This is a genomic window from Nesterenkonia sp. Act20, assembly GCF_019173455.1.
In the GTDB taxonomy this organism is placed as follows: Bacteria; Actinomycetota; Actinomycetes; order Actinomycetales; family Micrococcaceae; genus Nesterenkonia.
Window position 1 is genome coordinate 948993 of sequence record NZ_JADPQH010000001.1, and the last position, 16875, is coordinate 965867.

The 16875-nt window shown below is 66.1% G+C and carries 18 protein-coding genes; 1 reads left to right on the plus strand and 17 read right to left on the minus strand.

Annotated elements, in window-relative coordinates; all coding sequences use genetic code 11:
- Positions 1 to 15: 15 nt before the first annotated feature.
- The 8 genes from IY716_RS04390 to IY716_RS04425 all read right to left on the minus strand — a co-directional run bounded on the left by IY716_RS04390 (position 16) and on the right by IY716_RS04425 (position 7253).
- A complete protein-coding gene (locus IY716_RS04390; RefSeq protein WP_218220368.1) occupies positions 16 to 1521 on the minus strand; it encodes a tripartite tricarboxylate transporter permease in 1506 nt (501 codons plus the stop codon).
- The gene (locus IY716_RS04395; protein ID WP_218220369.1) at positions 1518 to 2042 is read right to left on the minus strand and encodes a tripartite tricarboxylate transporter TctB family protein; all 525 of its coding nucleotides are present in this window, start codon (positions 2040 to 2042) and stop codon (positions 1518 to 1520) included. Before IY716_RS04395 ends, IY716_RS04390 begins: the two co-directional genes overlap by 4 nt.
- Positions 2043 to 2048: 6 nt before the next feature.
- A complete protein-coding gene (locus tag IY716_RS04400; protein WP_255316426.1) occupies positions 2049 to 2990 on the minus strand; it encodes a tripartite tricarboxylate transporter substrate binding protein in 942 nt (313 codons plus the stop codon).
- A gap of 82 nt (positions 2991 to 3072) precedes the next feature.
- Positions 3073 to 3759, minus strand: a complete 687-nt coding sequence (locus tag IY716_RS04405; protein WP_218220371.1) for a GntR family transcriptional regulator — start codon at positions 3757 to 3759, stop codon at positions 3073 to 3075.
- Positions 3760 to 3947: 188 nt separating this feature from the next.
- On the minus strand, positions 3948 to 4226 hold the full coding sequence (locus tag IY716_RS04410; protein WP_218220372.1) for a metal-sensitive transcriptional regulator: 279 nt from the start codon (positions 4224 to 4226) through the stop codon (positions 3948 to 3950).
- A gap of 33 nt (positions 4227 to 4259) precedes the next feature.
- Positions 4260 to 5102 carry a sulfite exporter TauE/SafE family protein gene (locus IY716_RS04415; protein ID WP_218220373.1) on the minus strand — a complete coding sequence of 281 codons (843 nt, stop codon included), beginning with the start codon at positions 5100 to 5102 and terminating at the stop codon, positions 4260 to 4262.
- Positions 5099 to 5788, minus strand: a complete 690-nt coding sequence (locus IY716_RS04420) for a rhodanese-like domain-containing protein (RefSeq protein WP_218220374.1) — start codon at positions 5786 to 5788, stop codon at positions 5099 to 5101. Before IY716_RS04420 ends, IY716_RS04415 begins: the two co-directional genes overlap by 4 nt.
- A 73-nt stretch (positions 5789 to 5861) precedes the next feature.
- Entirely contained in the window at positions 5862 to 7253 is a 1392-nt protein-coding gene (locus IY716_RS04425; protein WP_218220375.1) for a rhodanese-like domain-containing protein, read from the minus strand.
- Positions 7254 to 7600: 347 nt separating this feature from the next.
- On the opposite strand from IY716_RS04425, the gene IY716_RS04430 reads away from it, so the two are divergent.
- Positions 7601 to 8857 (plus strand): MFS transporter, encoded by a 1257-nt coding sequence (locus IY716_RS04430; RefSeq protein WP_218220376.1) that lies wholly within the window; start codon positions 7601 to 7603, stop codon positions 8855 to 8857.
- On the opposite strand, the gene IY716_RS04435 is transcribed toward IY716_RS04430, so the two are convergent.
- The 9 genes from IY716_RS04435 to rbfA all read right to left on the minus strand — a co-directional run bounded on the left by IY716_RS04435 (position 8842) and on the right by rbfA (position 16821).
- On the minus strand, positions 8842 to 9252 hold the full coding sequence (locus tag IY716_RS04435) for a hypothetical protein (protein WP_218220377.1): 411 nt from the start codon (positions 9250 to 9252) through the stop codon (positions 8842 to 8844). The genes IY716_RS04430 and IY716_RS04435 overlap by 16 nt on opposite strands.
- Before the next feature lie 240 nt (positions 9253 to 9492).
- The gene (locus tag IY716_RS04440; protein ID WP_218220378.1) at positions 9493 to 11730 is read right to left on the minus strand and encodes a polyribonucleotide nucleotidyltransferase; all 2238 of its coding nucleotides are present in this window, start codon (positions 11728 to 11730) and stop codon (positions 9493 to 9495) included.
- Between the two features lie 282 nt (positions 11731 to 12012).
- Positions 12013 to 12282 (minus strand): 30S ribosomal protein S15, encoded by a 270-nt coding sequence (gene rpsO / locus IY716_RS04445; RefSeq protein ID WP_036473966.1) that lies wholly within the window; start codon positions 12280 to 12282, stop codon positions 12013 to 12015.
- Positions 12283 to 12497: 215 nt separating this feature from the next.
- Positions 12498 to 13352 carry a class I SAM-dependent methyltransferase gene (locus IY716_RS04450; protein WP_218220379.1) on the minus strand — a complete coding sequence of 285 codons (855 nt, stop codon included), beginning with the start codon at positions 13350 to 13352 and terminating at the stop codon, positions 12498 to 12500.
- A 13-nt stretch (positions 13353 to 13365) separates the two neighbouring features.
- Positions 13366 to 14370 (minus strand): bifunctional riboflavin kinase/FAD synthetase, encoded by a 1005-nt coding sequence (locus tag IY716_RS04455; protein WP_218220380.1) that lies wholly within the window; start codon positions 14368 to 14370, stop codon positions 13366 to 13368.
- Positions 14367 to 14891 (minus strand): hypothetical protein, encoded by a 525-nt coding sequence (locus IY716_RS04460; protein WP_369699587.1) that lies wholly within the window; start codon positions 14889 to 14891, stop codon positions 14367 to 14369. Before IY716_RS04460 ends, IY716_RS04455 begins: the two co-directional genes overlap by 4 nt.
- Positions 14873 to 15238, minus strand: a complete 366-nt coding sequence (locus IY716_RS04465; protein ID WP_218220381.1) for a hypothetical protein — start codon at positions 15236 to 15238, stop codon at positions 14873 to 14875. The genes IY716_RS04460 and IY716_RS04465 overlap by 19 nt, the downstream gene beginning before the upstream one ends.
- Positions 15235 to 16314 (minus strand): tRNA pseudouridine(55) synthase TruB, encoded by a 1080-nt coding sequence (truB, locus tag IY716_RS04470; protein ID WP_218220382.1) that lies wholly within the window; start codon positions 16312 to 16314, stop codon positions 15235 to 15237. Before truB ends, IY716_RS04465 begins: the two co-directional genes overlap by 4 nt.
- 6 nt (positions 16315 to 16320) lie before the next feature.
- A complete protein-coding gene (gene rbfA / locus IY716_RS04475) occupies positions 16321 to 16821 on the minus strand; it encodes a 30S ribosome-binding factor RbfA (protein WP_218220383.1) in 501 nt (166 codons plus the stop codon).
- Between the last annotated feature and the right edge of the window lie 54 nt (positions 16822 to 16875).

Sequence of the window (16875 nt, forward strand, 5' to 3'; positions counted from 1 at the left end):
ATGCGGGGAATAGGTTCATTGGTTGATGGTCTGCGCAGTTCGTCGGTCAGCTCTCCTGGACCGCCAGATGCGCAGGAGCGGAGGCAGTGCCACCGAAGCCAGAGCGACAAGGAGGAAACCGACGGCGATCGGGCTGGTGAGCACGTTGGAGACTCCTCCGATCTCTAGGGCCCGACGAAGATTGGCCTCCGCCATGCTGCCCAGGATGAGACCCAGCACCACAGGTCCTGGTGGGAAGCCCAGCCGTCGCATGAAGAGACCGACCACGCCGAAGATGATCATGGCCAGAACATCGACGGTGCTGTTGTTGACCGCGTAGGTACCCACCAGACAGAAGACGATGACCACCGTCCACAGGTAATGCGGCGGCAGCTCGAGCAGCTTCGTCACTCCACGCATGCGCAACAGGCTCAACCCGAGGGTCAGCACAGTGGCGAGCACCATGATTCCAGCGATCGTGTAGACCAGATCTGGCTGCGCGGCAAAGAGCCCTGGACCGGGATTGAATCCCCAGATCACAAGAGACCCCATGAGCACGGCCATGACCGAATCACCGGGGACGCCAAGAGCAAGCGTCGTGCTGACGGATGGCCCGAGTGTCGCATTCGAGGCAGTGTCGCCCGCTGTCAGACCTTCCAGGGACCCCTTGCCGTAGAGCTCGGGATTCTTGGACGAGCGTCGAGAGACGGACCACGCTGTCAGCCCGGCGATGTCCCCGCCGGCCGCTGGGACGGCACCGACCACGGCGCCGACACCGGAACCGATGGCCATCGGCTTGAGCATCTGGCGACGCTCCATTCGATTGGGCATCCATCGGCCGAAGCTCTGAATCGGTTTGGCGGTGGCGGCATGGTGCGTGAGCATCTGGTCGAAGACATCCGCGATGCCGAACAGGCCGATGATGACTGCGATGAATGGCAGACCGTCTGAGAGTTCGAGTACGCCGAAGGTCATGCGTTCGGTCCCCACGATGGGATCACGTCCCACTGTGGACAGCGCCAGACCGAACCCTGCAGCAGCGAGGCCCTTGAGCAGGTTGCTCCCGGACACGCTGACGATCATGGTCAGACCAAAGACGACGAGCGCGAAGATCTCTGCCGGCCCGAAGTTCAGCGCTATCCGCGAAAGCGGAATCGCGGCGAATATCAGCACCAGCAGGCCGGCGAACGTGCCGAAGGCCGCACCAAACGCCGACGTCGTCAGGGCCAGACCGGCCTTGCCCTGTCGAGCCAAGGGGTAACCGTCGAAGGTTGTCGCGATCGAGGCCGGTGTTCCTGGCGTATTCACCAGAATCGCTGGCACTCGGTCCCCGAAATTCGCGGCCACGTAGATCGTCAGGAGCACCGCGAGACCTTGGACGGGTTCCATGGTGAGGGTGAATGCGCTGGCCAACGCGACGGCCATCGTGGCAGTGATGCCGGGAAATGCTCCTACGAGCATTCCAGCGAGTGCACCGATCAGTATGCACAGCAGCACGACTGGATCATTGAGCTGGCTGAGTCCTTCCATCACAGCACTCATACGGGCACCCTCAGCAGCACGCTGAACAGGAGCCACAGCACGGCCGTGACCACCACAGGGAACGCGACGAGACCGGCCCAGCCGCGACCACCGTTGACAGCAACCAGACCGGCGACCAGAAGTACGGTCACAATGCGGAAGTCGAGCCAGTGCCAGAGCACGCCATATGCAGCGATGGCACCGAGACTGGCCGCGATTCGCCTCACACCGCCGGGCTGAATGCTGTCCAGCTCGTCCATCGGCGCATGTGAAGGAATCGCTCGTACCGCAGCGGCAAGCGAGAAGAGGACGATGGCGGCCCCAGAGAGTTGGGGCCACCAGCGCGGGCTGAACTGTCCATCGATGGACGGCAGCGTGATCGTCTGCGCAAGCGCGATGACAGCTATGCCAACCGCAATTCCGCACAACGGACCGGCGAGGCGAACAGCAAGCGAGGGTGGCGTCGCCGGATTCTCGGCAGTTGTCTCCGCTGCAGGAGCAGTGATGTGTGGTGTCCCGTGAACGGCGGCGTCATAAGTCATGGCGCATCACTCCTCCGCGAAGAGGGACTCGAAGCGTGAGTTCTCCTCCTCATAGAACGGCTGGAACTCCTCGGGGCTCACATTCACCGGGATGTTGCCGGAGTCTTCGATGAGCTCGACGAATGCATCGCTTTCCGCGGCAGCAGAGATGGCATCCACAAGCACCTCGTGAGTCTCCTCCGGAAGCCCCGCTGGGGCACCGATCGCTCCCCAACCACCAATGCTGACGTCATGACCCAGTTCCTCCGCGGTGGGGACATCGGGCATGACGTCCGCGCGTTCATCATCGAGAATCGCGAGCACGCGAAGGCGTCCATCTTCGGCCGCCACGGCAGTTTCAGAGACACCCGCGACGACCGCATCGACCTGGCCGCCGACCGCGGCGTTGACCGCAGGCGCGCCGCCGTCGAACGGGACCGGGGACAGCTGCGTTCCGGCTTCTTCATTGAGCGCCGTGGTCGCAGCCTGCCAGATGGAACCGGTGCCGGAGTTGGAGACTGACAGCTCCTCGGACTCTGCAGCCTCGAGCAGCTCGTCCAACGTCTCGTACTCGCTGTCGGCGGGAACCGCGATGGTGGCCGGGACTGACACGATCTGCCCCAGAGGATCAAAATCGGCGGGGTCGATGTCGTAGCCCTGGTGTCCGAGCATGACCGTCTCCACTGGAAGGTAGCCGAGGGTGTATCCGTCGGCCTCCTGGCTGGCAAGGTAGTCCAGCCCCACAGAGCCGGCACCTCCGGACCTGTTTTCCACGATGACTGAGACATCGAGTTCGGTCTCCAGCTCGGCCGCCAGGGTCCGGGCGGAGAGGTCCGAGGCGCCTCCCGCGTCGTAGGGGACGACCATGGTGATGTCCTCGGTGGGATAAGCGGCTTCTTCGCCGCCTCCTGCCCGATCGGCACAGCTTGTCAGTGCCAGGAGTGAGACTGCGGCGACTGAAATTGGCATAGCTGTATTGCGGAATGTGGTGCGCATGGAGTGCTGCCTTTCTTGAATGTGCAGGTGAATGATCGTTCGGTGAAGTCAGGGGTCAGCGAGTGAGGATCTCGTCCTCGTCCGGCGCCCCGGCGTAGTCCCTTCGGATACGCCGGCGGGAAGCATTGAGGTGATCTGCGAGTTCAGCGAGCGCCGCGGAGTCGTTTCCTGCGCTGATCATGGCCGCGAGCTGTTCGTGCTTGCGCAGAGAGGGTTCCAGATGGTCGTGCTCAAGGTTCGCGACCAGGAGCAGATCGCCGATGGTGCGCTGAAACTGGCTCCACATGTCGTGGATCCGACGCAGGTGCGCCGAGCGCGGAAAGCTGCTGTGGAAGCGCATATCAGCTCGGGTGAAGGCTTGCGGGTCGTTGGCCTGGACAGCCTCGCGCATCTCTTCCAACGCTTGCTCCAGGGCCTGCACCAGCTCTTCACGGTTGCTCTGCGTGCTGAAGTCCAGCGCCATGTGCTCGAGCGCGGCTCGCAGGGCGAACAACTCATCGACATCCGCCGCATGGAGACCGATGACCCGGGCGCTTCTCCCACGATTCTCGACGAGTCCCTCCTGGACCAGTGTCCGGATGGCGTCTCGGATCGGCCCCCGACTGACGTCATACTGCTCGGCCAGCTTCGACTCCACCAGAACGGCATCTGTCGGCAGCTCGCGAGTGATGATGCGGCGGCGCAGATCGTCCGAAACCTGGTCACCCAGGGCTCCTGCTCGCTCAACGGGGTTGCGGGTCATGTCGATCCTCTGCTGCGGTTTTCTGTAAACGGTTAACCGAACTGTAGCGTGATCGACGCCACGTGTCCAACATCACACCCAGAGAATCTCCGCGTGATGAGCTCTGGCACGAAAAAGAGGCCCTGGCAGCTGCCAGGGCCTCTTGAGGAATGAATGCTGACGCTGAGGTCAGCCGACGGGGTCCAGTTTCAGGACAGTGAGAGGAACAGCTTCTCCAGCTCTTCCACGGTCAGCCCGTCCTCGGTCTCCGCCGCGGCTTCGGGATCGGTGATGCAGAACTGCATCGCCGAGGAGACCACGCTGAATCCGGCGCGGTCCAGCGCGGTGGACACCGCGGCAAGCTGGGTGACCACGACTCGGCAGCTCCCACCGTTCTCCACGGCGTTGATGACCGAGTCCAGCTGACCGCGGGCTCGCTTGAGCCGGTTCACGATCTTGCGCTGTGTCTCCGGATCGGCTTCTCTCATGCTGCTCTCCCTGCTTCTCGCGCGGATATGTCTCTATGATGCCAGCAGTTCTCGACGGCGCCAGAACCTCCGAGTCCCCAGCAGCGCGATGACCAACAGGGTCGCTAGTGCGCCGTAGACCGCGGGCAGCTCTTGGAAGAAGACCACAATGCCCATGGCCAGCACCAGGTATCCGAAGGCCTTCTTCAATGCCTTCTCCGGGACACGCTTGCCGAAGGCGGCACCGAGCAGCGCCCCGATGACTGTGATCACCGTGATCATCAGCACCGGCCCCCAATCGATGCTCACTTCAGTCAGATACCCCGCGAGTCCGGTGAAGGACTTCATCGAGATGACCAGCAGCGAGGTCCCCACCGCCGCCGGCATGGACAATCCTCCCAGCAGCACGAGCGCCGGAACCACCAGGAATCCGCCGCCGGCGCCGACCATCCCGGTGACCAGACCGACCACCAGCCCCTCGACAAGGATCTTCGCCACAGGCAGCTTCCGAGGGGCTCCGCCGCTCGCCTGCGGCCGACGGTCCATGATCATCGCCAGCGCTGTGGCCACCATCATGATCCCAAAGGCCACCATGAGCACGACGCCGGGCAGCTGACTCCCGATCAGGCCACCGCCGAAGGCCCCCGCCATGGCCGCCGCGCCGAAGATGAACCCGGTGCGCCACTGCACGTTCCCGCGCCGGGCGTGCGGGACCACGCTGACCAGGGAGGTGATCCCGATGATGAACATCGAAGCGGCGATGGCTTCCTTGGGTGAGAACCCTGCCACGTAGGTCAGCAGCGGCACGGCGAGGATGGTGCCCCCGCCGCCGAGCAGGCCCAGGGAGACCCCGATCCCGACGGCGAGGACCATGGCGAGGATGAGACCGCTGCTCATGGCCGTGCCCGCACCCGCGTGGCCTCAGCATGCTGACCCTGTGTTTCCCCCTCCTGGGCTGCCCGCTGATCCTGGATCTGCGTCGAACGCGGGAGCTCGGCCAGCAGCTTCTCCACCGTGGGGTCAGCTTCGACCTTGTTCCAGGGCATCTTGTTCAGCGCCGCGGCCATGGCGCAGGAATCGGTCAGCGCCGAAAAGGTCAGCCCCGCTCCGATCGCGCCGGCGAGGTAGCCCACCTTCGGTGAGATCACCTTGCTGCCCACGAACCCGGTGAGCACCAGGGAACCGGCCACCATGCGCACCTGTCGGTCCATGGCCCAGCGCTGGCGGCCCTGCTCCGTGTGGTGCTGGTGCTGGGCCTGAAGAGCGACGACGCCGCCCTCGAGCACTCGCGCCGAGTCCACTCCTGCAGCGCGCAAGTGCTGCAGGGCCTGGTTGGCGCGGTTGCCGGTCTGGCAGATCAGCACGATCTCCCCGGTGAGCTGCTCGGCCATGGTCTCCTTGTGCTTCTGCAGGAGATCCAGCGGCACGTTGTGCGATCCGGGAACCCGGAGTGACTCATGTTCCGCAGGTGTGCGCACGTCGATGAGCAGCGGTGCCTGCTGTGACTGGAGCTTCTCTGCGAGTTCGGTCGGGCTCATCGGGGCGGCGGGCGCCGTCGTCGTCGGGGTGGTGGTGTTCGCCATAGGGCTGGGTGTTCCTTTCACGAAGTGCGGGGGCATTGATCGAGGTCCGATGACCTGGTTCAGTGGGACTGGTTCAGTGGGACTGCTTCCACTCGGACCAGCCGGCGTAGCTGCCGACGAGTTCGCGGACGTCGTGGCCCTCGCGACGCAGCGCGCTGGCCGCCACGGAGTTCCGCACTCCGGACTGGCAGTAGGTCACGATCGGCCCGCTGCTCGGCAGCTGGTCCTGGTGCCACAGCACCCGGCCGGCGCTGAGCTGCTGGGAGCCGGGGATGTGGCCAGCCGCATGCTCGGACTTGTTACGCACATCCAGCAGCAGGGTCGGCTCGAAGTTCTCCAGCTCCTCCGGCGTGATCGTGGCCGGCTGGGTCTGCGGCAAATCCGCAAGGCTGATCGTGTAGCCCTTGACCGCGTCGATGCCGACCCGCATCAGGTGATTGCGCATGTCCTCGGCCTGGTCCTGATCTGCTGCGAGCAGGATCAGTGGCTGCTGCTGGGTCTCTGGGTCGTAGGCCCAGGCGCCGAAGCTGGCGAACTTGCCCCCGGCGGGGATATTCAGTGCACCGAGCACGGTTGCCTGCTTGACCTCGTCGTTGCTGCGGGTGTCCACGAAGATCGCCCGGTCCTCCTCCAGGGCGCTGCGCACCTGATCCGAGGTGAACGCCTCCAGCGGGCTCAGCGGACCGAGCACGGTGGGGCCGTCCTTGTTCTCGCGCTTCATCCGGCCGAAGTAGGCGTGGGCGTCGGGCTGGCCGTCGAGGAGCTCGTCGATGAAGCCCTGCTCGTCATCGGCGGCGAGGTGCTTGGACCACCAGGCGTTGGCCCGCTCGTAGCCCACCGTGGTGGCAGGCAGCGCGCCCAGGGCCTTGCCGCAGGCGCTGCCGGCGCCGTGGCCGGGGTAGACCAGGACGTGATCCGGCAGGGTGAGGAACTCGTTCTTCAGGCTGGCATAGAGCTGCTTGGCGCCCTCGAAGCGGGTCTCCTCTCCCCCGGCAGCCTCATCGAGGAGGTCCGGGCGGCCCAAGTCTCCGGCGAAGACGAAGTCTCCGGAGATCATGTAGCCGGCATCCTCGCTGAAGGCGCCGTCGGTCACCAGGAAGATCAGGTGCTCCGGAGTGTGACCGGGGGTGTGGCGTGCCGTGATGGTGATGTTGCCCAGCGTGATGGTCTCGCCGTGCGTGAGCTTCGTGGCGTCGAAGCCGTACTGCCAGTCCTCACCACCCTCACCGGAGATGAAGGCCTCGGCCTCTGCGGCGGCCGCGAGTTCCCGAGTGCCGGAGAGGTAATCGGCGTGGATGTGCGTCTCCGCGACCTTGGTGATGCGCATGCCGTGGCGAGCGGCGAGGTCGAAGTACTCCCGGACATCGCGGCGAGCGTCGATGACGATCGCCTCACCCGTGGCCTGGCAGCCGATGAAGTAGCTGGCCTGAGCCAGGTCCTCGTCGTAGATCCGTTCCAGAAGCATGAGATCGCTCCCCTTCCTTGAAAGTCATGGATACCCCTGGGGGTATGTAGCCACTCTCGCATATACCCCAGGGGGTATACAACTCCGATGGCAGAAGGGCATCCCATTGCTTCTTTTGGCGGCGCCACGGGCCCGCCGTGAATCCCGGCCTGAGAGGCTGCGTTAACACTGCTGAAACGCGACCCGGTAGGGTGGAGCACCTGCCCTCCCCCAGCGCGCCCGACCGGCGCCCTGTGTACGGACGCGAGCAGCAATTGTGTGTATCTACCTGGCGTGCGCGGCGTTCCCTCCGCGGCGGCCAAGGCGGCACTGAGTACGACAGAGCCGACACCGGAGGATCAATCATCATGCCCGCGCCCCAGCCCGACTTCGCGCCCAGCGAGGCCACGACGCCGACGCTGCGCGGCGCCGTCGGCCCCGCCTACTTCCCCGTCGCCCTGCTGGCCCGCTTCCCCTACGCCATGATGGTGGTGGGGGTGCTCACCCTGGTGGTCGCGGCACGGGATTCGCTGACCCTGGGCGGCGTCACCTCCGCGATGGTGGGCCTGGGCACCGCGATCTTCGGACCGCTGATCGGCGCGGCGGCAGACCGATGGGGTCAGCGCCCGGTGCTGCTGATCGCCGGTCTCGCCAGCAGCCTCTCGCTCTTCGCCCTGGCCTGGGTGGTCTACAGCCCGCTTGGCACCTGGGCGGTGCTGGTCTCCGCCTTCCTGGTGGGCGCCACTGCACCGCAGGTTCCGCCGATGTCCCGCAGCCGTCTGGTGGGCGTTATCTTCCGGAAGCTCCCCGCGGCCCGGCAGCAGAAGACGATGAACTCCACGATGGCATATGAATCAGCGGCCGACGAGATCACCTTCGTCTTCGGTCCCGTGATCGTGGGTCTGCTGGCGGCCACACTGGGCGGAGCGGCGCCGATCATCGGAGCAGCCGTGCTCACGTTAGGCTTCCTGCTCGCCTTCGCGATGCACCCGACCGCGGACGTCGTGCCCAAGAACACGGCCACCCACCGTGAGCCGGCACCGGTGGGTGAGCTCTTCGCTCCGCGGCTGCTGGTGCTGCTGGCGGGCGCCCTGGGCATCGGGCTGATCTTCGGCTCCACCCTGACGGTGCTGACCTCCTTCATGGCCGACCTGGGCCTGGCCGAGCGCGCGGGATTGGTCTATGGCGCGATGGGCGTGGGATCAGCGATCTTCGCGCTGGCCGCGGCCCTGTTCCCGACCAGCTTCAGCTTGGAGGCACGCTGGCTGAGCTTCGGCGGGGTGCTGCTGCTGGGCACCATCGGGCTGCAGTTCGCCTCGGTGCTGCCGGTGCTGATCCTGGTGCTGCTGGTGATGGGGGTGGGCATCGGCCCGACACTGGTCACCCAGTTCAGCCTGGTGGCCGAGCGAAGCCCCCATGGACGCTCCGCGACAGTGATGTCCATGCTCACCACGGCGATCGTGATCGGGCAGTCCTCCTCCACGGCGGTCACCGGTTATATCGCCGAGAACTTCGGCACACAGATCTCGGCGATCGTTCCGCTGGTGGCGGCGCTGCTGATCATCCTCGCGGCCGTGGGCAACGCGCTGGGTGTCAGCAATGCGCGGGACTACTCCCGGGACTGATCAGGACCCTCCTGCCCGCGGGGCTCCTCGGCGCGGGGCTGCTCGACACGGGGCTCCTCGAGAGAGATCTCTGCCGGGTGATGCGCCGGACCGTGATGGTTCAGGTATTCGGTGGTGCGGGTGTCCAAGCTGGGCAGCGCGGAGATTGCGCTAGCGCCCAATACGGGCCGCAGCACTGAATCCCGCAGCGAAGAACCCGGGCGCCGTCGTCGTAGTGCCAGCACGAGACGGACTGATACTGCCACGAAGAACACCAGGCCGAAGCCCAGCACGAGCACCGTCATCACCGTATCCATGTGCTCCACCCTGCCATGACCACGGTCCTCTTGGACCCCGGTTCCACCCTCGGATCTCGGTTCCGGCTTCGGGTCTCGGGTCCACGCGAAGATCTCCATCTATTGAGCAATCTTGGCGAGTTGAAGGACTAGATGGGGCTACGAAATCCCGAAAATCGCTCAACAGATGACCACCAGAGTGCGCCCCGGCATCAGCGCAGGGCACCTCCGCCAGCAAACCCATCTGTGCGCACAAAAATGGCCGGTGAAGCTCCCCCGCAGGGGAACCTCACCGGCCATCATGTGGCGTCAGCCGCTCAGCCGGGGCTGGGCCAGCTGAAGCCGTTCAGCAGGAGCTGATCAGGCGTCGTCGTCCTCGGTGTTCGAGGAGCCGTCGCCCTCGACCACGGGGGCGAGGCTGAGCTTTCCGCGGTCATCGACCTTGGAGATCTCGACCTGGATGCGCTGGCCGACGCTGACGACGTCTTCGACGTCATCCACGCGCTTGCCCTCGTTGAGCTTGCGCAACTCGGAGATGTGCAGCAGGCCATCCTTGCCCGGGGTCAGCGAGATGAACGCGCCGAACGTGGTCAGCTTGACCACGGTGCCCAGGTACCGCTCGCCGATCTCGGGGACCTGCGGGTTGGCGATCGCGTTGACCGCGGCGCGGGCTGCCTCAGCAGCTTCGCCGTTGGTCGCGCCGATCAGGACGGTGCCGTCATCTTCGATCGAGATGTCGGTGCCGGTGTCCTCCTGGATCTGGTTGATCATCTTGCCCTTCGGGCCGATGACCTCGCCGATCTTGTCCACGGGGACCATCACCGAAATGATGCGCGGCGCGAACTCGGACATCTCATCCGGGGTGTCGATGGCAGCAGCCATGACGCTCAGGATGTGCAGGCGAGCCTCGCGGGCCTGCTTCAGCGCTGCGGAGAGCACCGAAGCCGGGATGCCGTCGAGCTTGGTGTCCAGCTGGATGGCTGTGACGAACTCGGAGGTGCCGGCGACCTTGAAGTCCATGTCGCCGAAGGCGTCTTCGGCGCCGAGGATGTCGGTCAGTGCGGCGTAGCGGGTCTCGCCGTCGACCTGGTCGGAGACCAGACCCATGGCGATGCCTGCCACCGGGGCCTTCAGCGGCACACCGGCGTTGAGCATGGACAGCGTCGAGGCGCAGACCGAACCCATCGAGGTGGAGCCGTTGGAGCCCAGGGCCTCAGAGACCTGGCGGATCGCGTAGGGGAACTCCTCGCGGGAGGGCAGCACCGGCACGATGGCGCGCTCAGCAAGAGCACCATGGCCGATCTCGCGGCGCTTGGGCGAACCCACGCGGCCGGTCTCACCGACCGAATACGGCGGGAAGTTGTAGTTGTGCATGTACCGCTTGGTCTTCACCGGCGACAGGCTGTCGATGTTCTGCTCCAGCTTGAGCATGTTCAGCGTGGTGATGCCCATGATCTGGGTCTCGCCGCGCTCGAAGATGGCCGAGCCGTGGACGCGGGGAAGAACCTCGACCTCGGCGGTGAGCTGACGGATGTCCGTCAGGCCGCGTCCGTCGATGCGGACCTGATCGCGCAGGATGCGCTGGCGGATGACCTGCTTGGTCAGCGCGCCGACGGCCTTGGAGACCTCGCCTCCGCGACCTTCGAACTGCTTGCCCTCGCCGGCGAGCTCCTCGCGGACCTCGGCCTTCAGCTCGGAGTCCGCGGTGTCGCGCTCCTGCTTGTCGGCGATCTGGTAGACCTTGCTCAGACGCTCGGAGGCGGAGGCCTCCACTGCGGCGAAGACGTCATCCTCGTAGTCCACGAAGGTCGGGACGTCGATGGCCGGCTTGGCGGCGCGTGCAGCCAGGTCAGCCTGTGCATCGCAGAGGACCTTGATGAACGGCTTGGCAGCCTCCAGGCCCTCGGCGACGATGTCCTCGGTGGGCGCGGTGCGACCCTGCTCCTTGATGAGCTTCCAGGAGTCATCGGTGGCCTCGGCCTCGACCATCAGCACGGCGATGTCGCCGTCGACGACTCGACCGGCGACGACCATGTCGAAGACAGCGTCCTCCAGCTGGGAGTGCTTCGGGAAGGCGACCCACTGGGCGCCCTGACCTTTGTCCACGAGTGCCACACGGACTGCACCGATCGGGCCGGAGAACGGCAGACCGGAGAGCTGGGTGGACATGGAGGCGCCGTTGATGGCGACCACGTCGTAGAGGTCATCCGGGTTGATCGAGAGGATGGTCTCGACGACCTGGACCTCGTTGCGGATGCCCTTCTTGAAGGCGGGGCGCAGCGGGCGGTCGATCAGACGGCAGGCCAGGATCGCGTCGGTGGAGGGGCGACCCTCGCGACGGAAGAAGCTGCCGGGGATGCGACCTGCGGCATACATGCGCTCTTCGACGTCCACCGTCAGCGGGAAGAAGTCAAAGCCCTCACGGGGGGACTTGCCCACCGTGGTGGCCGAGAGCAGGCTCGTGTCGTCGTCCATGGTGACCAGGACGGAACCGGCGGCCTGCTTGGCGAGGCGGCCGGTCTCGAAGGAAATCGTGCGTGTACCGAATGAGCCGTTGTCGATGATGGCTTCGGAAGTGTGAATCTCGGGACCCTGCATAACAGGTGTCTCCTCTCAGTTGTCGTGCATTACCGGCGCGCCAGTGAGAGAGAAGGATCTGCGTACATATGGTCGGTCTTCGATCGAAGCCCACGGGCCCGGCACGTGCTGTGCCTCCCGGAGGCTACTACCGAGGACCGGAACATATGAGTTCGATCCCTCTCACTGGCGGGAGCGCCACCCACTAGTCTCGCATACAAAGCAGGCGGCTCCTACGGTCATTAAGACCGTGTAAGGAGCCGCCTGGTTCGTTGCTTGGTGATCAGCGTTTGACGCTGAAGCTCATCGGCGAATTCCGAGACGCTTGATCAGCGAACGGTAGCGCTCGATGTCCGTAGCAGCAAGGTACTTCAGCAGACGACGACGGCGACCCACCAGGATCATCAGACCGCGACGGGTGTGGTGATCATGCTTGTGCACCTTCAGGTGCTCGGTGAGGTCGGAGATCCGACGCGTCAGAACCGCAACCTGAACCTCGGGTGAACCTGTGTCACCCTCGGAGGTTGCGTACTCCTTGATGATCTCCTGTTTTACAACGGGATCTAAAGCCATGGAAGAGCTCCTTCATTGTTGTACCGCGAACAAGACCGGGCTTTGCCCAGATGGGCCAGGGACCAGTGTCAGCCACCGCGGACTGCAGCATGACGTTGCCGCCTAGGCGACCTTTCTACGATACAGGAGCCCGACGCGAGGGGCCACCCGAGCTCCCTTTCCAGCGTTTTACCACCCGGTGCGTGGATTACCGGCCCGACGGCGGGCCCGGTAAATCACGTAAGCCCAGGTAAAACGCTGGTGTGGAGGACGGTGAGGTAGGGAAGCTGGACCGGCTTCCCCGGCGGCAGCTCCAGGTGCTCCTCGAGATACCAGTCGAGATTGGCTCGGCGGCGCTCCCGAGCCGGCTCATCGGCGGAGAGCCAGGAGCTCAGCGTGGTGGAGAGCGTGCGGATCTCCTCCGGAGTGATCGCTCGTTCCCAGCGGGTCTCCTGCGTGGTCCACCCACCGAAGAACGCCGGGTCCACCGGCGGGGTCCACCCTGGCCGGTAGACGTCCCCGGCGCGCATGATCCGGGTCAGTCGATGCACCCAGGGCACGGAGGTGTCCAGGTAGTTCGCCACCACGGCCAGCACTCCCCCGGGCCTCAGGATCCGGCGCACCTCCTGTTGGACCAGCGCGTCATCGAACCAGTGCCAGGCCTGGGCCGCGACGACGACGTCGCAGCTCGCCTCCCCCAGTCCGGTCGCCTCCGCAGTGGTCCGGTGCACCTGAAGCCGCGGGCTGACCTCGTCCTGGCCCCGAGTCTGATCGGGCTCTTGGCTGCGAGCCGCGAGCACCTCGGTCATCGCGATCGAGGGCTCGACTGCATGGACATGGGCTCCGTGGGCGAGCAGGGCGCGGCTGAGGATCCCGGTGCCGGCGCCGAGGTCGGCCACCACGGGGCGGGTGGGCGCGATCACCAGGATCGAGGCCACCACGTCGCGCGGATATCGGGGCCGGGCGGCGTCGTAGCGCCAGGCCTCCTGCAGGGAGGTGTCCGTGGAGAAGGAGGCGCCCAGCCGTCGTCGTCGGTCGGGGTCGGTGATCAGCGACTGCTGGCCGGGTCGTGGTTTGGGGCGGGAGGGCACGGCGCGGTCGGCACTAGTCGACGGGGAGTCCGGCGAGGACCTGGCGGGTCTGGACCACGTCCTGGTGCATCTGCTCCACCAGCTTCTCCACGCCCTCATAGGCGACCATCCCGCGCAGCCGCTGGACGAACTCCACGCGCACGTGCTGGCCGTACAGATCGAAGTCCTCGACCAGTTCTTGGGGCCGGTCGATGACATGGGACTCGACCACGCGTTCCAGTCCGTGGAAGGTCGGGTTGGAGCCCACCGAGATCGCGGCGGGCCAGCGTGCTCCGGCGGCGTCCTCCAGCCACCCGGCGTAGACGCCGTCGGCGGGGATCATGCCCTCGGAGGCGCTGGCCAGGTTGGCCGTGGGGAAGCCCAGGTCACGGCCGCGGGCCGCACCGTGGACCACCTCGCCGAGCACGGCGTGGGGGCGGCCGAGCACCTCTGCGGCGGCGGCCACATCTCCGGCGTCGAGAGCCTCGCGCACCCAGGTGGAGGAGCAGCGGCGCGAGGTCTCGGCCACGGTGTGCCCGGAGAGCGCGAAATCATCGACGCCGAGCACGCTGAAGCCGTAGCGCTCGCCCAGCTCGACCATGGTCTCGAAGTTGCCCGAGTTGCCGCGGCCGAAGCGGACATCGTGGCCGATCACGACCACGGAGACGTTGAGCAGGTCCACGAAATAGGTCTTCACGAACTCTTCCGCGGTGAGTCCTGCCAGGTCCAGGTTGTAGTGCAGCACGAGCAGCGCATCGATGCCGGACTCGGAGAGTCGCTGGACCTTCTCTGCGGTGCCGGTGAGCATGACCGGGCAGTCGTCGGGGCGGTGGACCTGCAGCGGGTGCGGGTCGAAGGTGATGGCCACGGCCTGGGTGTCGGCTTGGCTGTGGGCAGCGGCGACAAGCTGGGAGAGCACCTCCTGGTGACCCAGGTGGACGCCGTCGAAATTGCCGATGGTCACTGCGGTGGGTCCTAGTCCCTGCGGGACTTCTTCGCGACCGTTCCAGAACTGCACGTCGGAAAGCTTATCGCTCATGCCTGGGTGCCGCGCGCGGCGGGACGTCCGGGACGATGGCGCAGCAGCCAGAACAGTCCGATGAAGGGCAGCACCAGCGGCACGAAGGCGTAGCCCTCGCCGAAGTGGGACCACACGGTGGCCTCGTTGAAGAGCTCCGGCTGCAGGTAGGTCCAGAGTCCGACGCCGAGCACCCCGGTCAACTCCACCAGGACGGCGATCAGCGCGAGGCGCCAGGCGCGCGCTCCGATGCGGGCCAGGGCCAGCGTGGCGACGATGTACACCGCGGCGGCGAACCCGCTGAGCGAGTAGGCCACTGGGGAGGCGTCGAAGTCGGTGAGGATCTGGTAGAGCGCACGGGCGAAGGAGGAGACGGCGAAGATGCCGTAGGCGGTGATGATGAGCATGCCGACGCCGCGGTTGCGCGGAGTGGGGGCCTTGCGGCCAGTACGAGCGGGGGCACCGTCGGTGCGATCGGCATTGGCCCGGCCGTCGTCGGCCGGGGTGCTGCTCAGGTTTCCGCTCATAGCGCGCTTCCCCACCAGATCTCCTCCAAGCGGTAGATCATCACGAATACGACGAGCCCGACGAAGCTCATCACCAGGTTGGACCAGCGGGTCTTGTCGATCATGGCCCAGACGAACACTCCCACCGGGAGCATCAGTGCAGTGACAATATAGCCCCAGAACTCCCAGGCCTCTCCCGTGATCGAGGCGCCGGTGGCCTGCCGAATTCCGGCGTACACGGCATAGACGATGAGGTAGAGCTCGATCAGCGCCAGCGAGATGATCGAGGAATCAGCCGGGTGATCGCGCACCGCGGTCATGACCCAGCACACCACGACAGACAGTGCGCAGACGAGGGTGCCTATGAGGAACATCACCGTCATGCAGTGGATTCCTCGGGCTGTGTCGGGGTCTCGGCGGGGGCGGTTGTGGACGGCGCGGGCAGGGCTGAGGTCTCAGCCGCGACCGGGGCGGTGGCGGGGGCGGTGGCGGGGGCGAAGACCAGTTCCGGCTTGGCCTGGTAGTCACTGGACTCTGCCGCGTCGGCGGCATCCGGTGACGCCGACGCCCCCTTCTTGGCCGGGACGTCGCGCAGCAGGGCCACTAGATCACCCTCGGGGCTGAAGGCGGCCGTGAGCTGGGGGTCCTCCCCTGTGCCGGAGGCCGTCACGCGCCGGCCGAAGCCGAGGTTGGCGGTCTCCTCAGCGGTGAGCTCGCGCGCGGGAAAGAGCTGAGCAGCGGCCTCGGCCAAGCCGATATAGCCGAAGTCCTCGCCGAGCTGTTCCAGGGTGAGGGTCTGGTCGATGCTGTAGGGACCCACCGCGGTGCGGCGCAGCGCGGTGAGATGACCGCCGACCTCAAGCGCCTCGCCCAGGTCTCGGGCCAGCGCGCGGACGTAGGTTCCGGAGGAGACCCGGACCTCGATGTCCACATCGATGAGCTTGCCGCCCTCGATCCGGCGGATGTCGAGGACCTCGAAGGCATGCACGGTGATGGCGCGCGAGTTGAGCTCCACGTCTTCGCCGGCTCGGGCCCGGTCATAGGCGCGCCGACCGTCGACCTTGATCGCGGAGACCGTGGACGGCACCTGCTGGATCTCACCGGTGAGCCGGGCCACTTCGGTATGGATGTCCTCCGCGCCCACCGCATTGGCGAACCTGGTCTGGAGGACCTCACCCTCGGCGTCGTCGGTGGTGGTGGACTGGCCCAGCCGCATGGTGGCGGTGTAGGTCTTGTCCACTCCGACGATGTGGGTGAGCAGCCGCGTGGCGCGGTTGATCCCGACGACCAGGACGCCGGTGGCCATCGGGTCCAGAGTCCCCGCGTGGCCGACCTTGCGCGTGCCCGCGAGTTTGCGGAGGCGACCGACCACGTCATGGCTGGTCCAGCCCGCGGGCTTGTCCACCAGGACGAGGCCGGAGCCGACCTCCAGCTCCTCGGGCTTCTGCTTCTTACCCATGAACGCTCAGTTGGCCTCGGAGGAGCTGCGGCTGCCGGACCCGTCGGCGGCGGATTCGGCGTCGTCCTCGGAGGACTCGTCCTCCTCGACCTGCCAGCGGTAGGGCTTCTCCTCGGAGGCAGGCTGGGCGTCCTTGCGGAGTGCGGCGACGTGCTCGTCCTGCTCCCGGGCCTTGCGCAGCAGATCTTCCATATGCGCGGCCGATTCGGGGATCTCGTCGGCGACGAACTCGAGGGTGGGGGTCAGCCGGATGTTGAGGTTTTTGCCGAGCTCGTGGCGCAGCACGCCCTGGTTGGCTGCCAGGACCGCTTCGGCGCCGGCGCGGGAATCCTCATCCGGGGCCATCACGGTGTAGTACACCGTGGAGTGCTGGAGATCGTTGGTCACGCGGGCGTCGGTGACGGTGATGAGCTCGGCGCGCTCATCCTTGACCCGGCGACGAAGCGCCTCGGCCACGATCACCTTGATGCGCTGCGCCAGTCGGGCGGCGCGTGCTGGATCTGCCATGGGGTGGTCCTTTCAAGAATTCTGTGTCTCAGCCTAGACCCGGTGCGGGACTCG

Coding starts and splice junctions, on each gene's coding strand:
- IY716_RS04390 (WP_218220368.1), bottom strand. CDS start 1,521: ATGAGTGCTGTGATGGAAGGACTCAGCCAGCTCAATGATCCAGTCGTG.
- IY716_RS04395 (WP_218220369.1), bottom strand. CDS start 2,042: ATGACTTATGACGCCGCCGTTCACGGGACACCACACATCACTGCTCCT.
- IY716_RS04400 (WP_255316426.1), bottom strand. CDS start 2,990: ATGCCAATTTCAGTCGCCGCAGTCTCACTCCTGGCACTGACAAGCTGT.
- IY716_RS04405 (WP_218220371.1), bottom strand. CDS start 3,759: ATGACCCGCAACCCCGTTGAGCGAGCAGGAGCCCTGGGTGACCAGGTT.
- IY716_RS04410 (WP_218220372.1), bottom strand. CDS start 4,226: ATGAGAGAAGCCGATCCGGAGACACAGCGCAAGATCGTGAACCGGCTC.
- IY716_RS04415 (WP_218220373.1), bottom strand. CDS start 5,102: ATGAGCAGCGGTCTCATCCTCGCCATGGTCCTCGCCGTCGGGATCGGG.
- IY716_RS04420 (WP_218220374.1), bottom strand. CDS start 5,788: ATGGCGAACACCACCACCCCGACGACGACGGCGCCCGCCGCCCCGATG.
- IY716_RS04425 (WP_218220375.1), bottom strand. CDS start 7,253: ATGCTTCTGGAACGGATCTACGACGAGGACCTGGCTCAGGCCAGCTAC.
- IY716_RS04430 (WP_218220376.1), top strand. CDS start 7,601: ATGCCCGCGCCCCAGCCCGACTTCGCGCCCAGCGAGGCCACGACGCCG.
- IY716_RS04435 (WP_218220377.1), bottom strand. CDS start 9,252: ATGGAGATCTTCGCGTGGACCCGAGACCCGAAGCCGGAACCGAGATCC.
- IY716_RS04440 (WP_218220378.1), bottom strand. CDS start 11,730: ATGCAGGGTCCCGAGATTCACACTTCCGAAGCCATCATCGACAACGGC.
- rpsO (WP_036473966.1), bottom strand. CDS start 12,282: ATGGCTTTAGATCCCGTTGTAAAACAGGAGATCATCAAGGAGTACGCA.
- IY716_RS04455 (WP_218220380.1), bottom strand. CDS start 14,370: ATGAGCGATAAGCTTTCCGACGTGCAGTTCTGGAACGGTCGCGAAGAA.
- IY716_RS04465 (WP_218220381.1), bottom strand. CDS start 15,238: ATGACGGTGATGTTCCTCATAGGCACCCTCGTCTGCGCACTGTCTGTC.
- truB (WP_218220382.1), bottom strand. CDS start 16,314: ATGGGTAAGAAGCAGAAGCCCGAGGAGCTGGAGGTCGGCTCCGGCCTC.
- rbfA (WP_218220383.1), bottom strand. CDS start 16,821: ATGGCAGATCCAGCACGCGCCGCCCGACTGGCGCAGCGCATCAAGGTG.